17 protein-coding genes are annotated in these 24208 nt (G+C 47.9%); 2 read left to right on the top strand and 15 right to left on the bottom strand.

Translation table 11 applies throughout. The features are described from left to right. Nucleotides 1-53 precede the first annotated feature (53 nt). From AC58P7_RS06765 to AC58P7_RS06745, 5 genes are all read right to left on the bottom strand, one after another. On the bottom strand, nt 54-3536 hold the full coding sequence (locus tag AC58P7_RS06765; RefSeq protein ID WP_497341122.1) for an SbcC/MukB-like Walker B domain-containing protein: 3483 nt from the start codon (nt 3534-3536) through the stop codon (nt 54-56). A gap of 85 nt (nt 3537-3621) precedes the next feature. Next, nucleotides 3622-4800 carry an exonuclease SbcCD subunit D gene (locus AC58P7_RS06760; RefSeq protein ID WP_497341120.1) on the bottom strand — a complete coding sequence of 393 codons (1179 nt, stop codon included), beginning with the start codon at nt 4798-4800 and terminating at the stop codon, nt 3622-3624. 61 nt (nt 4801-4861) lie between these two features. Next, complete coding sequence (addA, locus tag AC58P7_RS06755; protein ID WP_497341118.1) at nt 4862-8824, bottom strand: helicase-exonuclease AddAB subunit AddA; 3963 nt, start codon at nt 8822-8824, stop codon at nt 4862-4864. A 21-nt stretch (nt 8825-8845) separates the two neighbouring features. Next, on the bottom strand, nt 8846-12376 hold the full coding sequence (gene addB / locus AC58P7_RS06750; RefSeq protein ID WP_497341116.1) for a helicase-exonuclease AddAB subunit AddB: 3531 nt from the start codon (nt 12374-12376) through the stop codon (nt 8846-8848). A 240-nt stretch (nt 12377-12616) separates the two neighbouring features. Further along, complete coding sequence (locus tag AC58P7_RS06745) at nt 12617-13990, bottom strand: class I SAM-dependent rRNA methyltransferase (protein ID WP_497341114.1); 1374 nt, start codon at nt 13988-13990, stop codon at nt 12617-12619. A 129-nt stretch (nt 13991-14119) separates the two neighbouring features. Between AC58P7_RS06745 and AC58P7_RS06740 the strand changes: the two genes are divergently transcribed. Next, nucleotides 14120-15160 (top strand): Na/Pi cotransporter family protein, encoded by a 1041-nt coding sequence (locus AC58P7_RS06740; protein WP_497341112.1) that lies wholly within the window; start codon nt 14120-14122, stop codon nt 15158-15160. On the opposite strand, the gene deoC is transcribed toward AC58P7_RS06740, so the two are convergent. The 5 genes from deoC to prmA all read right to left on the bottom strand — a co-directional run bounded on the left by deoC (nt 15123) and on the right by prmA (nt 19828). Continuing rightward, nucleotides 15123-15803: a deoxyribose-phosphate aldolase gene (deoC, locus tag AC58P7_RS06735; RefSeq protein ID WP_497341110.1), complete on the bottom strand. Its 681-nt coding sequence runs from the start codon at nt 15801-15803 to the stop codon at nt 15123-15125. The genes AC58P7_RS06740 and deoC overlap by 38 nt on opposite strands. A 134-nt stretch (nt 15804-15937) precedes the next feature. Next, complete coding sequence (gene mtaB, locus AC58P7_RS06730; RefSeq protein WP_497341108.1) at nt 15938-17272, bottom strand: tRNA (N(6)-L-threonylcarbamoyladenosine(37)-C(2))-methylthiotransferase MtaB; 1335 nt, start codon at nt 17270-17272, stop codon at nt 15938-15940. Between the two features lie 6 nt (nt 17273-17278). Further along, nucleotides 17279-18046: a 16S rRNA (uracil(1498)-N(3))-methyltransferase gene (locus tag AC58P7_RS06725; protein ID WP_497341106.1), complete on the bottom strand. Its 768-nt coding sequence runs from the start codon at nt 18044-18046 to the stop codon at nt 17279-17281. Nucleotides 18047-18171: 125 nt separating this feature from the next. Next, the gene (locus AC58P7_RS06720; protein WP_497341104.1) at nt 18172-18843 is read right to left on the bottom strand and encodes a site-2 protease family protein; all 672 of its coding nucleotides are present in this window, start codon (nt 18841-18843) and stop codon (nt 18172-18174) included. 10 nt (nt 18844-18853) lie between these two features. Further along, a complete protein-coding gene (gene prmA / locus AC58P7_RS06715; protein WP_497341102.1) occupies nt 18854-19828 on the bottom strand; it encodes a 50S ribosomal protein L11 methyltransferase in 975 nt (324 codons plus the stop codon). 214 nt (nt 19829-20042) lie between these two features. On the opposite strand from prmA, the gene AC58P7_RS06710 reads away from it, so the two are divergent. Beyond that, complete coding sequence (locus AC58P7_RS06710) at nt 20043-20849, top strand: glycerophosphodiester phosphodiesterase (protein ID WP_497341100.1); 807 nt, start codon at nt 20043-20045, stop codon at nt 20847-20849. 73 nt (nt 20850-20922) lie between these two features. Here AC58P7_RS06710 and AC58P7_RS06705 read toward each other — a convergent pair whose 3' ends face one another. The 5 genes from AC58P7_RS06705 to AC58P7_RS06685 all read right to left on the bottom strand — a co-directional run bounded on the left by AC58P7_RS06705 (nt 20923) and on the right by AC58P7_RS06685 (nt 24125). Continuing rightward, the gene (locus AC58P7_RS06705; RefSeq protein WP_497341098.1) at nt 20923-21198 is read right to left on the bottom strand and encodes a hypothetical protein; all 276 of its coding nucleotides are present in this window, start codon (nt 21196-21198) and stop codon (nt 20923-20925) included. After that, nucleotides 21198-21347 (bottom strand): YfhD family protein, encoded by a 150-nt coding sequence (locus AC58P7_RS06700; protein WP_497341096.1) that lies wholly within the window; start codon nt 21345-21347, stop codon nt 21198-21200. Before AC58P7_RS06700 ends, AC58P7_RS06705 begins: the two co-directional genes overlap by 1 nt. Nucleotides 21348-21441: 94 nt before the next feature. After that, nucleotides 21442-22215 carry a hypothetical protein gene (locus AC58P7_RS06695; protein WP_497341094.1) on the bottom strand — a complete coding sequence of 258 codons (774 nt, stop codon included), beginning with the start codon at nt 22213-22215 and terminating at the stop codon, nt 21442-21444. Between the two features lie 12 nt (nt 22216-22227). Further along, nucleotides 22228-23451: an ABC transporter permease gene (locus AC58P7_RS06690; protein ID WP_497341092.1), complete on the bottom strand. Its 1224-nt coding sequence runs from the start codon at nt 23449-23451 to the stop codon at nt 22228-22230. Continuing rightward, a complete protein-coding gene (locus tag AC58P7_RS06685; protein ID WP_497341090.1) occupies nt 23448-24125 on the bottom strand; it encodes an ABC transporter ATP-binding protein in 678 nt (225 codons plus the stop codon). Before AC58P7_RS06685 ends, AC58P7_RS06690 begins: the two co-directional genes overlap by 4 nt. Nucleotides 24126-24208 lie beyond the last annotated feature (83 nt).

Genomic DNA, 24208 nt, shown 5'->3' with positions numbered 1-24208 from the left:
TCCGAATATAAGCAAGAACAGGTTATACCGAAAAAGGACTTCTTGTTGATGACTCAAAGTTCTTCAAGTGAAATGCGACTTCCCCTGCCTGACGGCTCAGCGGGATGAACAATTAATTTGCGAACAAGTCGAGCACGAAGCTCAGGTACGTGAGAGATAACACCTACAGCTAGACGATCCGTATGAAGCTTTTCTAGGGCACCAATCACCATATCCAGCAGCTCTTGATCAAGCGTACCGAAGCCTTCATCAAGGAAGAAAAACTCCAACGGATATTCACCCTTCAACTGAATCTGGGCGGACAATGCTAGTGCTAACGCTAACGAAGTAAGGAAGGTTTCCCCTCCGGAAAGTGTCCCAACTGGACGCTTCACCCCGCCATTCGCATCATCACGAATGACGAAGCCACCACCAGAGTCGACTTCAATGCCGTAACGTCGACGAGTCAACTCGCCGAGTCGCTCGGACGCCGCGCGGCTCACCTGCATTAACTGCTCTTCGGCAAGATACTCGACGAAGGCGTTGGCCTTGAGCACGGCTTGCAGCTTCCCAAGCCGCTCTAGCTGCGTCGCTTGTTCAGCTCGCTGCGCCTCGAGCTCGCACCAGCGCAAGTGCCGCGCAGCGAGCTCGCTTGCGCCCTGCGCCGCCTTGGCCCGCGCCTCCAGCGCGGCCTCAGCGCCGGCTTTCGCGTCGCTCAGCTGCGCCTGCGACTGCGCCCACTCGGCCGCGCTCAACACGCGGCCCTGCAGCTTCGCTGCCAGCTGCGCCAGCTGGGCGCGCAGCGCCTGCTCGCGCTCGCGGTGCTCCGCCGCGAGCTGTGCCCACTGGCGGCGCTGCTCAGGCGCCAGCGCCGCTGCCTCTGCGGCTTCGCGCGACGCGAAGCCGTTGCTTTCGAGCGCGCCGTGCAGCGCGCGCTCGGTTTGCGCCAGCTGCCGCGCGGCAGCGGCAGCGGCTTCGGCGGCGGCGCTGTAGCGCTGCGCAGCCAGGGACTGCTCGCGCTGCGCACCCGCGTGCGCGAGCTTGGTTTGCTGCGCGAGCTGCCGCAGCTGCGCTAACGCGGAGGTCGCCTCCGCGATCAGCTGCGGCACGGCCGCGCCATGCGCGCGCAAGGCGAGCTGCCGCGACTTGTCGGCGGCGAGCTGCGCAAGCCCCTGCAGCCGTTCATGGAGCTGCAAGGCTGTACGATCGTGCTCTTGCGCAGCAAGCTGAAGACTCTCGATGTTAACGAGGAGCTCCTCGAGAAACGGAATGCTTTTCTCAATACGTCCTCTCAGCTCATCGGCGATCCGCTCATTCTCAAGAAGCTGCTGGAGCTGATCATCCACAACATCCCATGAAAGCTCTTGGAACTGTTCATGCCACCAACGAACCTGCGTTGCAACTGACTCCGATAAGCCAGTTAACCTCGATTCTGCATCTGCTAACAAACTAGCAGTTGCTTGTGTTTGTGCACGTAAAACTAGCTCTTGTTGCGCAAAATCAGCATGTTCCTTATGAAGTTCTTGGAAGAGCTTCTCGCAGTCTTCTACTTGAGCGACACTTGAGTGGAACGCTGACTCCAATAGCTGCCATTCCTTTTGCCAGTCCTCCAAGCTCATATTGTCATGAAAGCTGCTCAGCACTTCAAGCGTGACGAACTCCTGACCTGCAGCTGCTTCTTGATACGCAAGCATTAAATGTGCAGGATCCTCTTGTTTTCCAACCATCGCTTCATCTGAAAAAGCCAAATCAGTTGCCTGCTTGTGCACACCAGCCATTCTTCGAACGACTTGCGAACCTTGAAATTGTCGTTCTTTCACAAGCTGCAAAAGCCCCTCACCTTGTTGCATCCATCCTTCTGAAGAGCTTGTCTCACGCGAATCATCAGAAGTCGCTATTGTATTAGGTTGCGCAGGGTGCTCTGTCGAACCACATACCGGACACGGCTCACCCATTTCAAGTTCAGCAGCGAGCAAAGCCGCCAAGAAGTGACGCTCTTGATGCTTCAAAAGCTTTCGTTGTTTATCCAACCAGCTCTGCATACCAGAGACAAAGGATGTAAATAAGCCATCCTGTCTCCTTAAGTGACTTTCATACGTTGTATAAGCCGTAAACCAGCCCTTCAACTTTCCTTGAAGGACACGTTGTTTCTCCAAAATCAATCGGAGCGAATGTTCCACAGAAGCAATAGCTTTTGCTTTGTCATCCCAACTCTTCTTGGCTTCTAACTCTTGTGTCCGAAGTTGGATAATCCCTTTTTTCTCTTGCACGGCGCTTTGCAAAAGCTGCCTCTTCGTGGCATCCGTCTCCACCAGCTTCAATTGCGCTTTCAGCTCTGTTTGTTTCGCTACGGCTTTTTGCTTCGTTTCATTTGTCTTAGCGATTTCATATTCTAGCTTCGTTAGAGATCCCTTTACCTCAGTTTCTTGTGTTTGAGCAGTTTGGATTTGAGAATGTACCTGTTCGAGTTCCTGCCCAATGACGAGCGCTTGTTCCAACTGATCCAAACGGAGCAATAGCGGACCTTCCTGTAAAACCAGTTCCTGTTGGGCTTTCTCAAAGGCTTGTGTCGCTTGTTGGTAGGTTGTGTCCGCGACCGTCTGAGCCGCTGTTGCCGTTTCTAGTTGTGCCTGGCTCGACAATACATCCTTAGCCGCTAACTTATGCTGCGTTAAGTAAGGAATTACCCGTTCCGCTTGTTCCGCGAGCTTCAGGAGCTGTTCTTTTTTAGTAATAAGCCCATCCTGCTCTTGATGCTTCTGCTTCTCTTGCTCTAGCATTTCTGATTCCATCAACCATTGGTAGATTTGCTTATTGACTTCAAAAAGCTTCTCCTGCTGTTCCAAGTGTAGTCGACTCTGAACCGCTTCTCGCTCCGTTTCAAGAAGCCTTGAATTGGCTTCCTCCAAAGCCGATGAGCTCGCATCGCCCAATCCTTGCTGCTCAGCAGCAAGTTGTTTAACCGTGCTGTCCGTTTCTTTAACTTTAGAACTAACTTTTGCGCTTAAGTGGTCACCATAGGTTTCAAGATGAAAAAGCCGCTGCAGCATTTGCCTGCGATCCTTACCTGTCAATGTTAAGAACTCAGCAAACTTTCCTTGCGGAAGTACTACGGCTCTCGTAAAGTCCTGCATCGACAGACCAAGAATATGCTGAACCTGCTGATTGACTTCGCCAGCTTTATCCGCAAGTACGATCGTTTCGTTATCACGAATATGTAAAAGACGCGCAATCGTTCCGTTGATGGACATCTCTGCACCACGCTTGAATTGTCGCTCTACCCGGTAACGCTCTGTACTCGTCGCATTGGTCAGTTCAAATGTAAAAGAAACGAACAGCGTTTGCTCCGCATGATTCATAATCGCTTGCGTGCCCCCGCTAGCTCTTTCCACTTTGCCATACAAAGAAAGCGTTATGGCATCTAAAATGGATGATTTCCCGCTTCCCGTCGGCCCAAATATACCAAACACACCTGCATCAACAAGTTGACTGAAATCGATCGTTTGCAGTTCCCGATAGCTTTGCAGTCCGGACATCTGTAACTGAATTGGACGCATCGTACTTTCCTCCTTTCATTTACCTAATCAAGTTATCCACAAGCACTGATTGGGAATAACTTAACTATCATCTTTCCTCGCTCGCTTACTCGCCGGATGCGTCTCCTAGATCCTTCTCTTGCAGCAGCTCTAAAAACAACTGCACCAAGGCAGGTTCTGGCTGTGCGCCGCCCGTTTGTCGTGCATAGAAGCGTGTAAAATGTTCCTCCATCGAAAAAGCAGCTTTTGGCAACGTCGTACGAACAGCTTCCATTTCCGGATAGATCGGTCGAATATGAACGAAGCCTTCATAAGCTTTACGTAAGGACTGAATTTGTTCAATCGACATCGCGGATGTCATTGTAATCTCCAAATCAATCCAAGCGGTGCTATCCTTTTGCTCATCTAACCATTGATGTACCTGCCCAATGCCTTCCTTAGCCTTCCAACTAACTAGCGGGCGACCAGATGTTAAGAAAATCTCCTGCGGTTCAGCCACCTGCCCTGGTGTAAGATCAAGAATCGTCACGGACTTGGCTTGACCCGCTTCCGAAAAGCTATAGGCAAGCGGCGATCCGCTATACCGTATGGGTGATGAAGCCTTCACATTTTGCGGACGGTGTAAGTGGCCCAAAGCGACGTATTGCGCACCAGCGGTCAAAGCTGATGTATCCACGGTATACGCTCCGCCAACTTGAATCGGTCGCTCGGATTCTGTTTCATGCCCGCCTAATACATATAAATGACTCATAATTAAATTCACTGTATTATCCTCGAAGAAAGCTGCCTGTTTACGAATAAGTGCTCCAACACGTTCTGAATATTTACTGCGCAGCACTTCTTCTTCCGCGACCTCGGAAAGCAGTTCCTTCAATCGAGATTCCGAAGGATAAGGCAAGGCGATTAATCGAGCAAGTTCACCTGTCCGCGTAATCCCAATCGATTGAATGTCCTGAACAGGCAAACCAATTAACGTAATACCTTGCGTAGCCGCCAACGGTCCCGAAGCCGCAAGCCGGTCTGGATGATCGTGATTACCCGAAATGATCGCTACTTGCCTTTTACCACCATCTGCGAGTCTCGCTATCCCCTCGTAAAATAACTGCTCTGCCGCCGCAGGTGGGTTCACACTGTCATAAATATCTCCAGCGATCAGAACGAGATCGATAGCTTGATCCTCCACGATGTGCACTAGCTCATCCATGAAAGCGATCTGCTCCTCCATTCGGCTGCGCCCCTCCAAGGCTCGTCCAAAGTGCCAATCGGCCGTGTGTAAAATTCGCATGTCTCATCTCCTTTCTGAACATCGCATGGGTTCACTCTGTTCAATGACCTGTTCTATGACCCTACATTTCTACTAGCTTGGCACCATCGAAGAAATAAAGGAACTTCCCATGAACCGGACGTTTCCAAATGTGTTCCACAGCCCGAGCATATAGACTTATTTGCTTCTCATAGCGAAGCTGCAGCTCAGAATCTGTGCTTCCTTTTACAGCATCCGTCTTATAGTCGACTAGAACGAGTCCTAGTTCATCTTCAAAGAGACAATCAATTACCCCTTGAATGAGCACAGTCTCTCCTAGCGTTGAAGGATCCGTTTCAGTATAAACCTCACCTGCAGGAAGCCCATAACTAAATGGAACCTCTCGCTGCACATTGTGCGCTTGGATCATCCGTTTGCCAACCGGCGTTTCGAAAAATTTCAAAATGACAGGAATATTTACGACATCTCGCTGATCTTGCGTCATCGTTTGTTTATCCAACATCTCTTGAAGTGTTGACTGTATACTCGCTTCTGTCAGCATGTCAGATAGAGACAAATTCTGCATAACCGCATGGACAACAGTCCCTTTCTCCGCTGCCGTTAACTTCGTCTCTTCCATGAATCTGGGTCTGCGCCAAATCGAGGTTGCTGGCCTACTCATGGCTGGCAAAACTCCTGTATTTGGTGACGATTCAACTCGGATAGGTGACTCGTACTCATCTATGATTCGGTTGACCTCGGATAACCGTTTCATTTCTGAGACCGTCGTTTTGGCAAAGTGCTTTGGGGCATCTGTGAAAGCATATTGCCATGATAAACGATCTTCTAAAGCTTCTTTCCATTTACCCGATGTGTTGACAGCCACACGTTGACCAATCGCCATGAAACGATCGCTATCGGGCACAACAGCCACATCTTCTACGAAATCTTCCATCTGCAAGCTTTCTGGTGTAATCACGGATAGTTTCCATTGAGATGAATCACGCAGCAATCGCACATCGGAAGAAACGTCATTGATCCCCAGCCGCTCACGCCACAAGGCCGCATCTGGGTGCCGAAGAAGAGCAGGTCCTACCCAGTCCAGATAACTCTTCGCTTTAGCCAACTCAAAATCAGGCAAGTACCAAGCCTGTCTAGATAAGTGACGCGCCCAACTGCGCAGAAGCTTTTCGATAGATTTCACAGTTCCAAGTAGATACAATTTCTCGCGGGCTCTGGTAAGTGCAACGTAAAGAACTCGCATTTCTTCTGCTAGTAGCTCTAGCTTTAGCCTCTTTTTAATCGCAAGCGCAGGTAAGGTCGGGTAGCTTACACGCAATGTCGTATCTACAAAACGCGGACCGAAGCCCAGTTCTTTATGCAGTAAGAAAGCCTCATTTAAATCCCGTTGATTGAACATTTTAGCCATGCCAGCTACAAAAACAACCGGAAATTCCAAGCCCTTACTCTTGTGTATGGACATAATGCGAACAACATCTTCCTGCTCACCAAGTGCACGCGCAGTCCCAAGATCGCCGCCGCTTTCTTTCATCCGTTCAATAAAACGTAAAAAGCGGAATAACCCACGAAGGGATGTACTCTCGTATTGTCTCGCACGGTCATACAGCGCTCTTAAATTAGCTTGTCTCTGCATACCGCCAGGCAAACCGCCAGCGAAATCATAATAGCCCGTTTCTCTAAAAATACGCCAAATCAAGTCTGCGAGAGAGCCTTGTCTTGCATCATTGCGCCATTGTTCCAATCGCTCAAGAAACTTCATCAATTTGATTGGCAGGTCATCGAATTCACTGTTACTTGCTTGATGAACGATGCGTAAAACAGACTCATAGAAAGGCACGGATTTATCCGCTACCCGAATTTGCGCCAAGTCCTCTGCTGTTAGCTGTACCATTGGGGAACGTAACACGGCAGCCAAAGGTATGTCTTGATACGGATTGTCAATGACCTTCAACAAAGAAAGCATGGTCTCGACTTCTGTTGCCGAGAAATAACCTGTACTGAGCTCTGCATAAGCAGGAATCCCCTGCTTTTTCAGCTCATCAATTAGAATCGGTGACCAAGCTTGGGTAGCTCGCAATAAGATCACAATATCCCGATAAGTTGCAGGGCGATCGCCACCTGATCTCTTATCAAAAACTTGAAAAGAACCTTGACCAGCGGCACCTAAAAGTCCTTTAATTTCACGCGCAATCGTTCGAGCTTCCAGCTGTGCGGTTTCAAGCTCTTCTGCTTCTAAAGCAGGATCTGCCCCACTTTCAGCATCCTCAAGATTGCGATCATCCCCAAGCTCGTCTGCTTCCTCCGTGAACGAATCGCTTTTGTCCGTTCCATCTTTACCACGGTCAATGATCAGCATCTCAACCGCGCAATCTGATGCGGAAGGCGGATAACCCGCTCCATATACAAGTTCAGCCCGTTCATCGTAGGCAATCTCACCGACGGTTTCATTCATCATTTGCTTAAAAATAAAATTAACAGCATCGACAACTTGAAGTCGACTGCGAAAATTTCGCGCCAAATCAATTCTTCCACCGATCATCGCGCTTTCTGATGCTTCTTCCTTTTTAGAACGATACGCTTTGTACTTTTCCAAGAATAGACCTGGCTCTGCTAGTCGAAACCGATAAATACTTTGTTTCACGTCGCCAACCATAAACCGATTGCCTGGCTTTGATGTTGAAATCAATTCAACAATCGCCTCTTGGACACGATTCGTATCCTGATATTCATCAAGAAGTACCTCAGCGAATTGCTTCCTATACGCTTGTGCCGCTTCAGAAGGATACAATTCGCCTGGCATAGATCCAGGAGCAGTAAGAATCTGCAAACAGTAATGCTCTAGATCAGCAAAATCAATCAGACCCTTGGCTGCTTTGGCCGATTGATACCTTTTGCCGAAATCCACAATGAGATCCACAAGAACGTGAAGCAAAGGAGCCATCTCAGCAATTTCTTGATGAAACTGTTCAGGTGTTCTTCCGAACAATTCTTCTTTTAATTTGTTAATTTGCTCTTTGGCTTTGTTACGCAACTCTTTGACTTCTTCCTGCAGCGTTTTGTCGTAGTCATCGCCTTTGCAGGCTTTGAGCTTTCCGAACTCAACAGTTTGAAAGCCAAGATACAGAACGGACCACGGATACGTCGTTGTTTCCAACAAATTCTGAACGAGCAACAAATCGTCTCGTAAGTTCTCTACATAGGGAGCAGGTCCTCCCGGGGATTCAGCAATGTTAAGGGCTTGCCCCAGCAAATCCGCCGCACCCTCAAGTTCAAGAGAAAGATCACGAACGAGACTTTGCTCCCAAATGGAATAATCGAGCGGCGCAGACGCAGCAGCAACAAAAGGAAGCGCCTCCTCCATGATGGAAGCTGCCTCACCCGCCATTTCCTGTTTCATTTGAGCTGCTGGAGGTCCGAACATCGACGCCGTCTCTCTTAACCAATGCTCCGGCCATGGATGGCTGCGCGAGACATCATACAGCTTCTGAATGAGCTGCATAATCGCAGAATCGTTGCGTTCACCGCTAAAGGAGTCGACTAAGCGCCAGAAGGCGCTGTTCTCATCACTCGCAGCATAATATTCTTCAAGCATCTCACCGAGCAGATCCTGGCGAAGTAAGTCCGCTTCTGTCTCGTTCGCGATACGGAAGCCAGGGTCTAATTTAATAAGACTGAAATATCGCTGTACAACTTCCAAACAAAAGGAGTGCAGCGTTGTAATTGACGCTTTGCCCATCAGAGCAAGCTGCTTCCGCAAGTGTTGTGAATGCGGCTGTTTCATCAGTTCTTTCTCCAGCGCCTCCCGAATCCGATGCTTCATTTCCGAAGCAGCTGCCTTCGTAAAGGTAGCAACGAGTAAACGATCTACGTCAATCGGTTCCCACTCATTGGAGATTCGGCGAATAATGCGCTCCACAAGCACGGCTGTTTTGCCGGAGCCAGCAGCAGCGGCAACCAACATGTTTTGTCCCTTGAGGGTAATGGCATCCCATTGATCATCCGTCCACGTACTACCGATGGGTTTAGGTTCTTGCTGTTGTGTCACCTTGTACGCTCCTCTCTACCTTCACGGTTGGCTTACTTGTTCCGCCAGCTCCGTCCATACCTGATCCTTCGCACGCGGCCGAAATACTTGAATTTCATTCCCTTCGAATAAGGGATCTATTTGACAAATCGCCGTATAGGAACAATGTTGACAGGCTGTTTTCTTCCCTAAGCGATAGGGCGCAATATCGACATGTCCGTCCGTGATATTCGTACCAATTTGTTTAACTTGTTTACGCACATAGGTACGAAGCGTATCCCACTGTTCGTCAGTCGCAACGGAAGAGGTGGAGTAGAAACTTCCATCTTTCTTCAAGGCTACTGGAATCAGCTGTGAATGCCCAGAACTATGGATAAGTTCATCATCCATCAATCCCGCTACTTCAGCATCTGCTGTAATCAAGCCCTTCATTTTGAACCGTTTACGCAGTTCTTTCTCGACAGAATCAGGATCAAGTGCATTTTTTTGCTGAAGCATCGGGTTATGCACGTGGAAATAAAGCACGCCAGCCGGCTTCGCTTCAACACCAAGCCACGTCTCGGCATGTGTAAGAATAACGTCAAGATACGTAAGCATCTGTAAGGATAGACCGTAGTACACCTCTGAAAGCTGCAAGGCCGTTTGACTGGATTTATAGTCAATCACACGTAAAAGAACGCCTTGCTCACCATCAGCTCGATCAACACGGTCGATCCGGCCGATAATCTCCATCGTACAACCGTTTTCCAATTCAAACGTCAGCGATGGCAAATCCTTGCCTGGTCCGAAATCAATTTCCAGCCCAAGAGGTTGAAATTGACCATGCTTGGCATGTTCGCCGAGTATGACAGCCGCCCTGCCAACCACTTGCTTTAGTTTCCGAGTTATATACGCATAGCGACTTGAACTTAACAAAATCTCACCTTGGAGTCTTGGTGCAAGCTCGTCTACGACTAGCGCAGTTCTCTCCATGCACTGCTCTGCGGAAAGTGATCCCCAATCGAGTTGATCCTGCTGCAGCTTCTGAACGAATTGATTCAGCGCAGCGTGGAACAATTGACCGATATCCGGCGCATCCAAGCGATAGACACGGCGCTCCTGTAGGCGTAAGCCATGAGAGACGAAGTGCGAGAAAGGACATGCGACGTACTTTTCCATCCGTGATACACTAGCACGTAAATGCTGGCCGTACAACATCTTGCTCGTCTTGGAAGAGAGTCCCTTTTCTTTGTTCGTGTATTGCAACGCCTGTACCACGGATTGCAATTTCATTTGCCAATCCGGTTGATCGGTATACCAATTGTAAGCATCCCACCAAAGTTCTGACATGCGTCCACCCAGCATCCAGTGTTTCATGCGGACAGCTAAATAGGAGATCGCCTGTGTCGGATGTGATAGATAGGCAACCTGCTCATCTTCGGACGATTCTGCCGATGGCTCTGCAAGTAGGAGCGGCTCATCCGTCCCAGGGACAAGATGACGCATCTGCTTGATTAACTCCGAGGGTAACAACGACTTCCCTTCTTCATCCGCTAACGGGTAACTCATCCAGAGCCGCTTGCCCGGCACGGTCAGTGAGGTGTAGACGATAAATTGCTCGTCTAGCAGCTTCCGGCGGCTCCCGTCAGCCATTGGCAACCCAGAGTCCATAAGTACACTTCGTTCCGCCTCTGTAAGTACCCCTTTTTCAGCCATCTGTGCAGGAATAACCCCATCGTTCACACCTAAAATATAAGCATAACGAATACCACTTGAACGAGTTCGATCCATACTTCCGATCAGTAATTGATCCATCGAAGGCGGAACTAGCCCTAGCTTCATGCTTTCCATGCCTGTTTCAATAAGTCCGTTAAAAAGCTCCAAGGACAGTTCATCTTCACCCATGGTTTCAACCAATTGATCTAGCATATCCATGACACTGTTCCACATTTGGCCATGTTCGCGGGCTTTTTCTGGCTTTCCATCTAATGTGGCTTGCTGCGTCCATGCTTCAAGCTTTTCTGGTGCCTGAACCGTAACCAATAAATCGTAAACGGCTTCAACCTGCTCTTTGACATTACGAGCTCGTCCAAGTCGATTAAATAGGGCAAGCAATGGACCCACAACCCATGATTTACTCGTATTTAAAGCTTGGAGTTCAGCAGTTTGTTCATTAACCTGATCTTCCGCTTGTTCTAAATTAGCGCGAAATTTAAATGTCCAAGGTTTACCATCTGTCCATCTATAACCTTGAATTCCGAAGGCGAGCACATAATTTTCTAATTTATCCAGCTCTGTCCGTGCAGATGCCGCCCCCGAAGGTAATAGTAAATCGGTCTTAATGCATCGAAATACCGCATCATAATGCCAATTGTGTTGGACGACCTCAAGCGCGGACCGAATGAATTCCACAAGTGGATGGTGGAGCACCGATCTCTTCTGATCAAAAAAGTGAGGGATCTCAAAATCGGTAAGCACCGTGTTCAACAAGTCTTGATAGCCTTCCATATTTCTCACCATGATCGCCATCTCGCGCCACCTGACACCATGCTCACGAACGAGCTGCAGCATGTCACGCACTGCGCCTTCAACCTCCGCACGGCGATGCACAGCTTCACGAATTACAAGCTGGTCGGCTATCTTCTCTCCTGGAGAAGCCTTATATTTAGACGCTCCACCACCGATTCGACGATCAAAATTCTGCTCCAAATAGGCAAGTGCAGGACTATCTTCATATCGCGGCGAACGGTCTGGTGCAAGTTGAAGAACTTCAGCAGCACCTAATCCAAGCTGCCATATCATCTCTTGCAAGCGAACCATCGTCGTTGCTGTTGGATGAAATAAATCCAATTCGTCTGGCTTATCTCCTGCTTGCAGCTCTCGATCTAGACATAAGGTAATGGTCACTTGCTTACAAGCCGCAAATAAAGCGCCAAGAGCTTTGAATTCTTGCGGAGTGAAGCCATGAAACCCATCAATCCACACTGAGGCTGATCGTAAATAAGCCGAGTTAGGCACTTGCTCAGCAAGCAGTGTCAAATAATCCTCGCCATCCAAATACTGTTTCGCTAGCACTGCCTCAAACTGCCGATACACCAGTTGAATATCATGCATTTTATCACGAAGCAAACCGTACTCTCCTAGGGTAGTTACTCGTTTGCTCTCATGTGTTTCAAGTTGTTCCGCTGACACACAATAGCGTTTCATTTCCGTAAAAAGCTGATTTAATCGATCAACGAAGCCCATTTGTTCTGCGGAATGACCGAAGAGACGAAGCTCGTCTTTGTATTTATGTAAAATGCTCGTTAAAAGCAATTTTTTTCCTGTATCATCAATGGGCAGTCTTGCTGTGCCGCCTTCTTCCTGCATCACACGCCAAGCTAAACGATGAAAACTAAGCACTTGCGCGCGGATCATACCGCGAATTTTCGGGTCTGAAACAAGCGCATGTTCAGCTTGAAAGGTGGCTTGCTCTGGGACTAGTAAGATGAGAGGATCACCTTCAGGCGCTGTCGCTAACTGCTGTTTGATCTCTGTCAGACAGCGTTCACTTTTTCCGCTTCCGGCTCTACCAATCACGAATCGAATGGACATTCAGGGCCTCCTTACACTTTCCATTAGGAAAGCTTGCTTCGTAAGCATTTCTAGTTTTGTATCTTTCTATTCTATCATATTTCTAGTAGAGAGTCGGCGTGGTAGATGATGGAGGAGTTGCGTAAAGAGCCACATTGAGTTAAATGCGAACGTATATTCTATTATAACATGGAAAACAAAAAAGCAAAGCTAGAAATACCAGCTTTGCCCACTTATGAGATTATTCGTAAGAATCTAGTCTTACTTACTGCGCACTTCAAATATCGCAAATTTCAAATAATGCCCCTCATCTACACCGAGAATACGTGGATGATCCATCCCCGCTCCACGGAATTCGATCAATCGCAAGAGCTTACCTGCATCCGTCGCTGCCGCATGGATGGTCTCTAGGAAAAGTTCAGGATGCATGTGATAGGAACAGCTTGCCGTCACGAGATAGCCACCTTCATTCACAAGCTTCATGCCGTGCAGATTGATATCTTTATAACCGCGGCAAGCTCCTTCTACCGCACTTTTCGTCTTGGCAAAGGCTGGCGGGTCCAGAATAACGACATCCCATGTCCGCCCTCCTGAGCTAACAGGCTTCGAGGTGTCCACTTTAGCTTGTCCTGCAGCGCCTGCTGACGCACGAAGCTTACGTTCATCTAAGCCTTTAACTTGCGTACGTAAATACTCAAAAGCATCTGCAACTACAAATTCAACGCGATCTTCGAATCCATTAAGCGCGACGTTCGTACGTGCACTCTCAATCGCATGTTCGGAAATATCGAGACAAGTTACTTTTTTGGCACCAAATTGGCAAGCATTGAGTGTGAAGCTACCGGTATGCGAGAAGCACTCCAGCACGGAGGCGCCGTCCCAAAGTGGGAACGTAACGACTTTGCCATTTGCATTTACAGGCAACATTTGAGTTACGCCATTCTCTTCTACTTCCGTCAAATTGATGCCGCTGCGGTGACCCCAACCCGTCATTAATGGCGCGATCGCTGCGCGATTCTCACGTTGGTCGAAGAAGTAACCCGTCTTCTGACCTTCCTCAATATCAACTCGGATACGCAGTCCATTTTCTAAAATATCAACATGTTTGGCACAATCACCGTATAGTAACCCCTTAGTCTGCTTTAAACCCTCCAACTCACGAACGGAAACGTCACTTCGCTCATAAATCCCAGCAGGCTTCATGACTTGAACAAGTGCTTCCACGATATTATCTCTACAAAGGTCCATCCCTAATGTCAAAAGTTGAACAACCAAGGTGTTCTCGAATTTATCAACAATTAATCCAGGCAAGAAATCAGCTTCCCCATAGACCAAACGATAGGACAGCGCTCCCTTCACGAAGCGCTGACGATGTTGGAAGCAACGCGTGAATCTTTCTACAAAAAAGTCAGTCGACATCGCTTCAAGCGGGCTGTACGATACAATACGTACCGTTAGCTGAGAAGCTTCGTTATAATAGCCTGTTGCTAGATACTTGCCTAGATGGTTTTGCACAGAGACAAGCTGTCCAGGCACAATGCTCCCATCTGTACGCTCAATTTCACTTTTGTACACCCATGGATGTCCTTGCTCCAAACGTGGTTTGCGTTTCTTATGTAAAAATACTGCTGCCATATCGGTTTAGCCGTCCTTTGCGTGAAACCGTTCACCTACATCATCAGGCTTGTCATGCTTGTCTGTACGGTCACATATATTGGTTGAATAAAGTTAAAGTCGTACACTTGCGAAAAGGAGATCCTTCCCATGATTCATGCTATTATTGTGCCTGTTGTCGCAGGCTTAGCCTTATTTCTGCTTGGAATGAAGCTGATGGAAACCTCGCTTCAAACCTGGGCAGGCCCCCGCCTCCAGCTGTGGCTGGAGCGGTTTACCCGCACACCGGTGCGAGGCCTCGTCACCGGCACTGTGCTCACAGCGGCGCTTCAGAGCAGCACCGCCATCACAGTCATCGCCATCAGCCTCGTCGGCGCCGGCATCCTGTCCTTCCCGAGAACACTAGGCGTGATTCTCGGAACGAACATCGGCACGTGCCTCACCACTGAGCTGATCGGGCTCAGCTTGGGTGGCATCGGCGTGCCGATCCTGCTTGCGAGCGCCAGCGTCTGGCTGGCGAGCTGGCTGGCCGGGCCGCTGCCTCAGGCAAGCAGCCCACGCTACACAGCCGCGCTGCCTTCCGCAGCGGCGGCACCAACGAAGACCGCCGCCATGAACGTCGGCGGTCGCCAGTGGCTGTGCAGCGTCCGCTACGGATCGCTCGCGGTGGCTGGCTTCTCTCTCGTGCTGCTCGGCATCGAGATCATGCAAACCATCGGGCCTGCGCTGCAGTCCCGCGGCCTCTTCGCCTGGTTCGTTCACCAGGCACAAACGAGCCTGCTTTGGGGCATCCTCGCAGGCGCTATCGTCACAGCGCTCGTGCATAGCAGCGCTGCCGTCATCGCGATGGCGATGGGCCTCGCCGCCGGGGGAGGCATTCCCGTCGAGCTCGGGGTCGCAATTACAATCGGTGCCAATGTCGGCACCTGTGTTACCGCCTTGATCGCCGGTATGAGCAGCTCCCGCGCCGGGCGATACGTCGCTTGGTCACATGTGCTGCTCAATGTCGGGGGCGCGATCCTCTTTTTCCCTTTTATTCATGGGCTTGTTAGTCTCTCTGCGCTGCTTGCTGACGACGCCTCTTCACAGATCGCCCGCTCTCAAACCATATTTAATATCGTAGGGTCCTTAGTTGCATTGCCCCTCTGTTATCTTAATATGTGGAAGCGCCTTGAGTTCCGTTCACAATAGCTACGCCTGAGCTCGTACCCAATCTCGTCGCGCCCGCTTCAATCATCGCAATCGCCGTCTCTACATCACGTACGCCGCCTGATGCTTTCACGCCGATCGTACTTGATACATTTTGGCGCATCAAGCGAACGTCTTCTACTGTTGCTCCACCAGGGCCAAAGCCTGTCGAGGTTTTCACGAAATGAGCGCCCGCTTCTTCTGACAGACGGCAAGCTGCAGATTTCTGCTCATCGTTGAGGAAGCCCGTTTCCATGATCACTTTTACAATCGCTTTCCCTTGAACAGCATCTACAACTTGCTTAATATCTGAACGAACAGCATCCAATTGTCCTTCCAAAAGCAAACCAATTGGCAATACCGTATCAATTTCAGCTGCACCGTTTTCAACAGCTTTAGCTGCTTCGAAGGCTTTCACTTCACTCAAGCTCGCGCCAAGTGGAAACCCAACCACAGCAGCAACCTTAACACCAGTTCCTTCAAGCGCTTTAGCAGCGGTTGCAACAAACTGCGAATTCACACACACACTGAAAAATTGATGCTGAGCAGCTTCCTCACACAATTTGTGAATCGCAGCTGTGCTCGCATCTGCTTTTAATAACGTATGGTCAATATAGCTTGCAATTTCTTTGGCATTTAGTGTCATTTTTGAAGCACCTCATCTGATATAGTAGTTACATTCATTCCTTACAAACTCCCGTCTAATGGAGAAAACCTCTAACGCAGTCATTCAAAAAGGAACGACCACGAGTAGAGGTAGGTTATTGCCTTAATCATTTCTTACAAATTCACTACGCCTTCAAGAACGCGCACGAGTTGTCCCTTGCTTTCATTCACACCAGCCTCAGTAACCTTCACACGGCATACTTGGCCAATCATATCTTCCGAACCTTCAAAAACTAGCTGCACATAGTTATCGGAATAACCACTGTACAATCCGCTATCAGGAGCACCTTTGTACGTACGCTCTGGAATGACTTCCAGAACTTGCCCAACAAACTTTTGAGCATACGCTAGCTGCATTTTCTCGGATAGATCAATTAGTTCATGAACACGTGCATTTTTGATTTCCTCGTCCACTTGATCCTCCATCCGCGCAGCAGGTGTACCTGTCCGTTTGGAATAAGGGAAAACGTGCATTTCGGAGAACTTCATTTGCTCCATGAACTTGTAACCATCGCGGAACATCTCTTCCGTCTCTCCAGGGAAACCAACGATGACGTCTGTCGTAATCGCTACATCAGGCATAATTTCGTGCAGACGTTCAATCTTACGAGCAAACTCTGCAGTCGTATATTTGCGACGCATCCGCGCCAGCACTTGATCATCGCCAGCTTGCAGCGGGATGTGCAGATGACGGCACATTTTGTCCGAGGATTTCAGAACTTCAATCACTTCATCTGTAATTTGACTAGCTTCGATCGAGGAAATCCGAATACGTTTCAGTCCTTCAACTTTATCCAGATCCTTCAGCAGCTTCGCCAAACTGTAGTCTTCAATATCTTCGCCATAGCCCCCAGTATGAATACCTGTAAGGACGATTTCTTGATAACCAGCAGCTACTAGCTGCTCCGCTTGTGCAATAACGCTTTGTGGTTCACGACTGCGCATCAATCCGCGGGACCAAGGAATAATGCAGAAGGTACAGAAGTTGTTACAGCCTTCTTGAATTTTCAGAAATGCACGTGTACGGTCTGCAAAATCAGGAACATCTAATTCTTCGAATGTACGTGTTTTCATAATGTTTCTAACCGCATTAATCGGTTGACGATCCGACTCAAATTGTTTCACGAGCGGAATGATCTTTTCCCTATCCTGCGTTCCGATGACCATGTCCACACCTGGGATAGCCATAATTTCTGCAGGTGATGTTTGTGCGTAACAGCCTGTCACAGCGACAATCGCTTCCGGATTACGACGAATTGCGCGACGAATCATTTGACGACTCTTCTTATCCCCTGTATTCGTTACCGTACATGTGTTAATTACATAGACATCTGCCGTATTTTCGAAGTCAACCTGCTCATAGCCCTCATTTTTGAAAAGCTGCCAAATTGCTTCTGTATCATAAAAGTTTACTTTACATCCCAGTGTATGAAACGCTACCGTTGCCATCTTCGCTCATCCTCCCATTTCTCCGGTTTCATAGAACAGACACGTAAGACCTACCATCGCTGCCGTCTCCGTCCGTAAAATGCGATTCCCCAGCGAAACCGAGCGAAAGCCAGCTTCTTCAGCTTGCTTTATTTCTTGCTCTGTGAATCCGCCCTCGGGGCCTACTGCAATCAACACTTGCTTGCCTGGACCAATTTGTCCTGTTGCAATTGCAGACTGAATCGCAGGTTTCAACTGTTGACCGTCTTCCTTCTCATAACAAATCCAAGCGACATCTGCTTCCTTCGCCCGTTGCAGCAGTTGCTTCCACGAATAGACGGATTCAATCTGCGGGACACGGTTGCGATGGGCTTGCTCTGCCGCTTCCTTCGCGATTTTCTGCCAGCGATCTGTGCGCTTAGCTTCCTTCTTCGCATCATATTGCACAATGGTTCGTTCCGATAAAAAAGGAAGAAACCGGGCTGCCCCGATCTCGGTCCCTTTTTGAATAATAAGCTCCATCTTGTCGCCTTTGGGCAAGCTCTGTGCAATCCACACATGAACAGCCGCTTCCGCATCCATGGCTAACTCTTCCACGATTTCAGCAGTGACAGCACCTTTATCTAAATGAGTGATTCGGACGAGCACCTCACGGTCTACGCCATTGCTGCAGATAACCTTATCCCCTACTTCTGCTCGCATAACCCGCCCAAGATGATGAGCGTCGTCCCCCTCGATGGTGACTGTTTGTGTAGCTGCATGGAACTGCTCAAGCGGCAGAAAATAACGTTGCATAGTCAAAGCCTCTCTATCTACGTTCATTTGAAATTCATTTGAACAATAACTTCTGCGTGAAACATCCACACACCATCATACCTCGTTTGACTCTGAAAATCCATATGGAACTCTTTGGCGAGAGTTTACATACCCAATATGTTAGTTATCAAGATTGCAAATTGATTGATAATGTCATCGCCCAAACTTAGATATGGATCTAGCGTAACCTGACGCAAAGGTCTAATGAACACGACTAATAGGAAAATGACGGAAGCCCATTGTTCAAACTTTTGAAGTGTTTCCGTGTATCTAAGGTCTACCAAATCTTGAATAATTCGATACCCGTCAAGCGGCGGAATGGGAATCAAGTTAAACAGGAATAGTGTAATGTTAATGTTCAGCATCAACTTCAAGAACAGGACAATCGCATCGCTGCTACCCTTGGACATCCCATCGAGCCAACCATATTTCTGGAATAGCGCGAAAATAAATAAAGTGATAAAGGCCAAAATCAAATTGCTAATGGGTCCCGCCGCTGTCACAATAATCCCAAACAAGCGAGGACGCTTGAAGTTGCCACGGTTTACTGGTACCGGCTTCGCCCAACCAAAGCCGGCAATCAGGAGCATAATCGTCCCGAAAAGGTCCAAATGGACCATAGGGTTCAATGAAACGCGACCAAACTGATACGCCGTTGAATCTCCTAATTTATAGGCGCTATACGCATGTGCCCATTCATGAATCGTAAACGAGAGCACGAGCACCAAAATTACAAAGGGCAACGTGTTCCAATCGTAAAATAATAAGCCTCCCATAACCCAACACCTACAGCTTTCTAGCTACGATCACAACCCAATTCGAATCATAGTTTTTCTCTACAATCGTGAATTTAGCTGCAACCAGTGCTTTTTCTACATCCGCTTCTTTGTTCGTAATGATGCCTGAAGTTATGTAATAACCGCCTTGCTGCAACACCTCGTACACGTCATCCACGAACATGACAATGACCTCAGCCAAAATATTCGCAACTACAAGCTGAACTGGGATCGATACGCCTAACTGAGTATCCCCTTCGGACTCGCTTTCTTTTAGTACGCCAAGAAGATCGCTAAGTTTCACCGTAATTTTATCTTCGAGTTGGTTCTGCTTCGTATTATCCAATGCACTTGTAACTGCAACCGGATCGAGATCAACGGCCAATACATGCTTCGCGCCAAGCTTAGCTGCAGCAATGGATAAAATACCTGAACCAGTTCCTACGTCAATGACGTCATCTCCAGGCTTCATGACTTTCTCCAACGTTTTCAAACAAAGCGATGTCGTTGCATGTGTCCCCGTTCCGAATGCCATTCCAGGGTCTAATTCCAGGATGATTTCACCCTCGGATGCCGTATAGTCTTCCCACGTTGGCTTAATCGTCAAGCGATCGGATACGCGAATCGGTTTAAAATACGTTTTCCAAGCATGTGCCCAGTCTTCATCATCGACTTCGACAACTTCAAATGTGGGATTTCCCGTATCAATATCAAATTCGGTTAGTTGTTCGACAGATGCCTTCAAATTAGCGAGAACAGGCTCCATGTCTGTGCCATGGTAAAAGTAACCTTTAATCACGGCTCTTCCCTCAGGGATATCGTTGAATGGCGTTTCGTATAATTGACCAAACGAAGTATCTCTCTCTTTATTTAAGGTGCCGGATTCCTCGATGGAAACTCCTCCAGCACCTAATTCATGAACAAAGTTGGTGATCATTTCTATCGCTTCTTCTGTTGTATGTACAGTTAATTCTTGCCAAAGCATCGGTATTGCTCCTCCTGTCGGTTATTCCCTATGTGAAAACTCAAATAGTTCGGGCTATTTTCACAAAGAACATTGTACTACACTTCGCTTCTCGGGTAAAATGAAGACAGCGATGTAAGCGCTATATTTTTATTTATCCTAACAACTTCCTAATATGTTCATGGTACATTGAAGTTGTCATCATTAATATTCATCGTACGAACGGAGACTTCCTATGCGCAAAACACTCATGGTTCTTCCTGTTTTCCTTGCAATGGCACTAATTGCCCCTCTTACAACCAAAACCATGCTGGCTGATAATTACAGCCAAGTTACGGCACATCGCGGAAGTTCAGAGGACGCTCCCGAGAACACGCTGGCTGCATTTCAACAAGCCATCCTCGATCATGCAGGATATGCGGAGTTGGATGTTCAAGAAACAGCTGATGGTGTTGTAATGCTCATGCATGATGACAACGCCTATCGAACGACTGGCATCAACAAAAACATGTGGGAAGTCACCTCTAAAGAACTTAAACAAGCTAGCGCAGGAAGTTGGTTCCATAAGGATTATAAAGAGGAGCATGTTCCTACTCTACATGAAGTTATTAAACTCGCGAAGGGCCATATCAAGCTGAATATCGAGTTAAAAAATAATGGACACGTCATACAGCTTGCAGAAAAGACAGTTGATCTCATCCAATCGCACGATTTTGTAAAAGAATGTACAGTGACCTCCTTCGATGGCGACCTGCTGCATAAAGTGAAAACGCTTAACTCATCGATCAAAACGGGCCTTATCGTTAGCCAAAAGACCGAGGGAATCGATGACCTTATGAAAAACTCTGATTATGATGTAATTTCTGCGGCATACCCGCTTGTTAATGAAGCCTTTATACGGCAAGCCGAAGATCACCATAAAGAAGTATATGTTTGGACCGTAAATGACACAAGGACGATGAGACTAATGCTTGCACTTGGTGTTACGAGCATTATAACGAACCAACCGGATAAGCTCGTCAAATTGATGAGCAATGAATAACCATTTACACTATTAAAAAAGCACCTATCCCTTTGACCCTTAATAGAGGTCTCTTGGAATAGGTGCTTCTTATTTACATTGTGCCACCCGCAGTTTCAATCACACGGACGGCTTGCTCATAGATCCCCTCATCAATCACAGCTGCTAATACAATATCAAGTCCGACGGCATCAACTTCATGATCTTGACTGATTAGACTATCAGCCATTGCCGACTCTAACCCACTGCCGATATCATTCGAGAAGCGGTCAACCTGCACATCGACAGCTCTTAAAGCTTTTAGCTTGGAAGCGGCACCCTCAGCTTGTTCTGGGGAATGAAAATAGGCAAGAATCCCTCTCTCTGCCATTACTGATCTTCCTGTCGATCATCTGCCGCTTGTGCGCGCGCTGCAGCCTCGAAATCATCCTTATCCGCTACTTCTGCTGAAAATTCAACATCCTCCTGCTTCGCAACTGGCAAGTTGTTATTCGCTTGATTCTTCTGATTCTGATTCATGTACCCATGCCTCCTATAAACCGTGAATTTATCAAGTAAAGCCCAGTTTATCGTTTGCCAACCGATGACACTTTATACAAAAACGAGATCAGGTTTATTCCTTTATTTTCTCAACCGAAGCATCATACATACGAAACATCGTTTTGTATCCTGATTCATCTAGCTTAATCCCCACATCCAGCTTCCCCGTGATCAATAGAGGACCCGAGGTATATCTCAGTTTAAGGTAGTCCGGCACGTAAATAATCATGATCTTATTCCAATACGTCTCATCCCCATTATCAAATGGACACTCTGCTCCAGGCTGCGGAATCAGTAGGAACCAATGTTTATCAAAGGAGAGAACTTCCCCCATAAAACCTTTGATCTGGACCGACTTTCCATTCAACTCCCAAAACTTATTGGAAGGTGTTTCTTGCTTAGCTGTATCGAAAAAATCAGTCCATTTGATCTCATTGGACAGTTGAGGTTGTTTTGGTTTAGGTGTTTGTGTTGTGACAGGCTCTGTCGGTTTGGTTGCCATCGTTTCGTCCGTACTTTTAGTTGACTCGGAAGGCGGCTTTGGCGACGACAAAGTGGTTGTAGATTTAAGCTTTTCTGCTCCTGCCTCTGGGACAGGCGATGGTAGGAGTGACGGCGTTGGCGCTGAAGAAATGGCTTGAATTGTAGCACTTGTGCTAGATGCCTCGATGGGAGTCTCCTTAGGAGACTCACTACTGCTTGGCATTTGAGATGCAACAGGCTCCACGTTCGTCACGATACTCCCGAAGGATTGCCCTGCGATCTCGGCCCCCTTTTGCCCGCAGCCTGAAATAATAACGAACATGGCTAACATGATCAGTCCTGTGGTTCTATGTCTTTGTCTCATTCTTCACTCACCTCAAGACCGAAATAATTGCAAGGGATCAACTCTGTAAGCTTGAATCGCTGGTCCGATGGATGCCGCAATGGCAATCAGCAAAGTGACCAACACGAGCAATGACTCCCCTGGTAAGAATGATCCCGCCTGTATTTGTAGACCCGTAGCAGCAAAAACCGCATCGCCACTCAGATAACCTCCGACATGTCCGACAGCTAACCCCAGAAGTAAGCCAATCAAGGTTAAAATAACTCCTTCACCGATCAAAGAAAACCAGATAAACAGCTTCGATTTCCCGATCAGCCGAAGTAGAGCGACATCTCTTTTGCGTTCATGTACCGCAGCAATCAGAGATAATAGAACCGATCCTGCTGCGAGTAAAATACATATCACCGTAACGAACTTCACCGCCTGAGTTCCTTGATCGACCACATTTACAACATCAGCAACAGCTTTGCTCGTATATACAGCCTGCGTATTGTTGTATTGTGCGAATGTCGTTTTTATCGACTGTGCGCCTAGGAGCGATTTCGGTTTAACAACGATCGCTGTGATATCCTTCGCATCACTTTGCTGGCTTTCGTGAACAGCCCACGCATAGTCCAAGGTCGTAAATACAGCTCGATCATCCGATGTGTGTAATTGCGGTAAAATACCCACTACCGTGTAGGTGAAGGAATGATGGTGCTCCTCTTCCTCTGAACTGTTTCCGTCATCCGTTTCCTCCGCTTCGTCCAAACCTTTAATAAGACCATGCGCACCAGTAAACGTGTCTCCCACATGAAGCCCAAGTGAATTTGCCACATAGGACCCAACGATCGTTTCTCCTAGCTTCCCATACAAGTTACCTTGAGCCATTTGTTTGGCTGAGCCATAACGGGTTAAGAAATAACCAGGTTCCATGCCTACAATCGGAAATCCATTGTAATTATCCCCTGTGGTCATAGCATAAGCCGACTCCACGAATTCATTTTTGCGTACCTCTTCTAAAATTGAAAAAGGAATATTCCCAGTAGGTGCACCGATATGGTAGTAGGTATTAAGAGCAAGCTGTGAAGCGCTGCCTTTAGCACCTATGGTTACTTCAAAGGGCCCGTAGCCTTTTTCAGCTCCTTGCTCCACGCCTTGACTACATAGCAGCAGGAAAACAACCAGCGCCGCTGTTATTGCAACGGAGCAGATGGTCAGAAGCGATAAGGTTTTGCGATGCCAGACTTGGCTCCAAAGCAAGGAAAATACTTTCATCCCAATACACTCCTAAGTCTGTCATTCAGTTCATGCATATAGACACGTTTGGGAAACATCTCAGCAATATGTCGATCATGTGTGACTGTCAACAAGGTCAATTGCTCATCCCTACAAATCTCAAGCAGCAATGACATCATCTCACTTGCTGTTTCCCAATCCAAACTGCCCGTCGGCTCATCCGCTAAGAGGAGTGGAGGGTTCGCAATTAATGCACGAACGATGGCTGCTCTTTGCTGTTGGCCTCGAGATAATTGAGAAGGAAGATGATGCCTGCGATCATGTAACCCTACACGTTCAAACCAATAATTAAGCTTTTCTTCTCTTTCCCGCTTCTTCCATGTGCGCGGCAGGATTAATTCCACGTTTTGCTTTACAGTTAGCGAAGAAATTAAATGAAACTCCTGAAATATATAGCCTATTTTTTCTGCTCGGAAACGGTCTCTCTTACTCTCGGCGAAGTGATGAACAGGTTGACCATCCACCCAAATGTCTCCCTGATCCGCTGTAAGAACACCGCTTAGAAGATGCAAAAGCGTACTTTTCCCACAGCCGCTCGGCCCCATTAGCGCAATTCTTTCGCCCCTTTGAACCTGCCACTCGGCAACTTTTAGGATAGGTAAGCTTTGACCGTGCAGTTGGAAAGATTTCGATATGTCTAGCAGTTTGATCACACGAACACCCCACATTTTCGATTCGACTTCAAAAGAAAAGAGGACACAGGGAAGGAGCTCCCCATGTCCGTCTGCTCCTACGA

The sequence above is a fragment of the Paenibacillus sp. J22FR5 genome (assembly GCF_059691975.1).
Note: the sequence above shows the minus strand (reverse complement) of the source record. Positions and strands in the feature narration are given on the sequence as shown.

What these genes read in the sequence shown, in the direction of transcription:
- AC58P7_RS06760 (WP_497341120.1), bottom strand. Translation starts at nt 4,800, where the DNA reads ATGCGAATTTTACACACGGCCGATTGGCACTTTGGACGAGCCTTGGAG.
- AC58P7_RS06765 (WP_497341122.1), bottom strand. Translation starts at nt 3,536, where the DNA reads ATGCGTCCAATTCAGTTACAGATGTCCGGACTGCAAAGCTATCGGGAA.
- AC58P7_RS06705 (WP_497341098.1), bottom strand. Translation starts at nt 21,198, where the DNA reads ATGGCAGAGAGAGGGATTCTTGCCTATTTTCATTCCCCAGAACAAGCT.
- AC58P7_RS06700 (WP_497341096.1), bottom strand. Translation starts at nt 21,347, where the DNA reads ATGAATCAGAATCAGAAGAATCAAGCGAATAACAACTTGCCAGTTGCG.
- AC58P7_RS06745 (WP_497341114.1), bottom strand. Translation starts at nt 13,990, where the DNA reads ATGGCAGCAGTATTTTTACATAAGAAACGCAAACCACGTTTGGAGCAA.
- AC58P7_RS06710 (WP_497341100.1), top strand. Translation starts at nt 20,043, where the DNA reads ATGCGCAAAACACTCATGGTTCTTCCTGTTTTCCTTGCAATGGCACTA.
- AC58P7_RS06740 (WP_497341112.1), top strand. Translation starts at nt 14,120, where the DNA reads ATGATTCATGCTATTATTGTGCCTGTTGTCGCAGGCTTAGCCTTATTT.
- deoC (WP_497341110.1), bottom strand. Translation starts at nt 15,803, where the DNA reads ATGACACTAAATGCCAAAGAAATTGCAAGCTATATTGACCATACGTTA.
- AC58P7_RS06725 (WP_497341106.1), bottom strand. Translation starts at nt 18,046, where the DNA reads ATGCAACGTTATTTTCTGCCGCTTGAGCAGTTCCATGCAGCTACACAA.
- addB (WP_497341116.1), bottom strand. Translation starts at nt 12,376, where the DNA reads ATGTCCATTCGATTCGTGATTGGTAGAGCCGGAAGCGGAAAAAGTGAA.
- prmA (WP_497341102.1), bottom strand. Translation starts at nt 19,828, where the DNA reads ATGCTTTGGCAAGAATTAACTGTACATACAACAGAAGAAGCGATAGAA.
- AC58P7_RS06720 (WP_497341104.1), bottom strand. Translation starts at nt 18,843, where the DNA reads ATGGGAGGCTTATTATTTTACGATTGGAACACGTTGCCCTTTGTAATT.
- mtaB (WP_497341108.1), bottom strand. Translation starts at nt 17,272, where the DNA reads ATGGCAACGGTAGCGTTTCATACACTGGGATGTAAAGTAAACTTTTAT.
- AC58P7_RS06690 (WP_497341092.1), bottom strand. Translation starts at nt 23,451, where the DNA reads ATGAAAGTATTTTCCTTGCTTTGGAGCCAAGTCTGGCATCGCAAAACC.
- AC58P7_RS06695 (WP_497341094.1), bottom strand. Translation starts at nt 22,215, where the DNA reads ATGAGACAAAGACATAGAACCACAGGACTGATCATGTTAGCCATGTTC.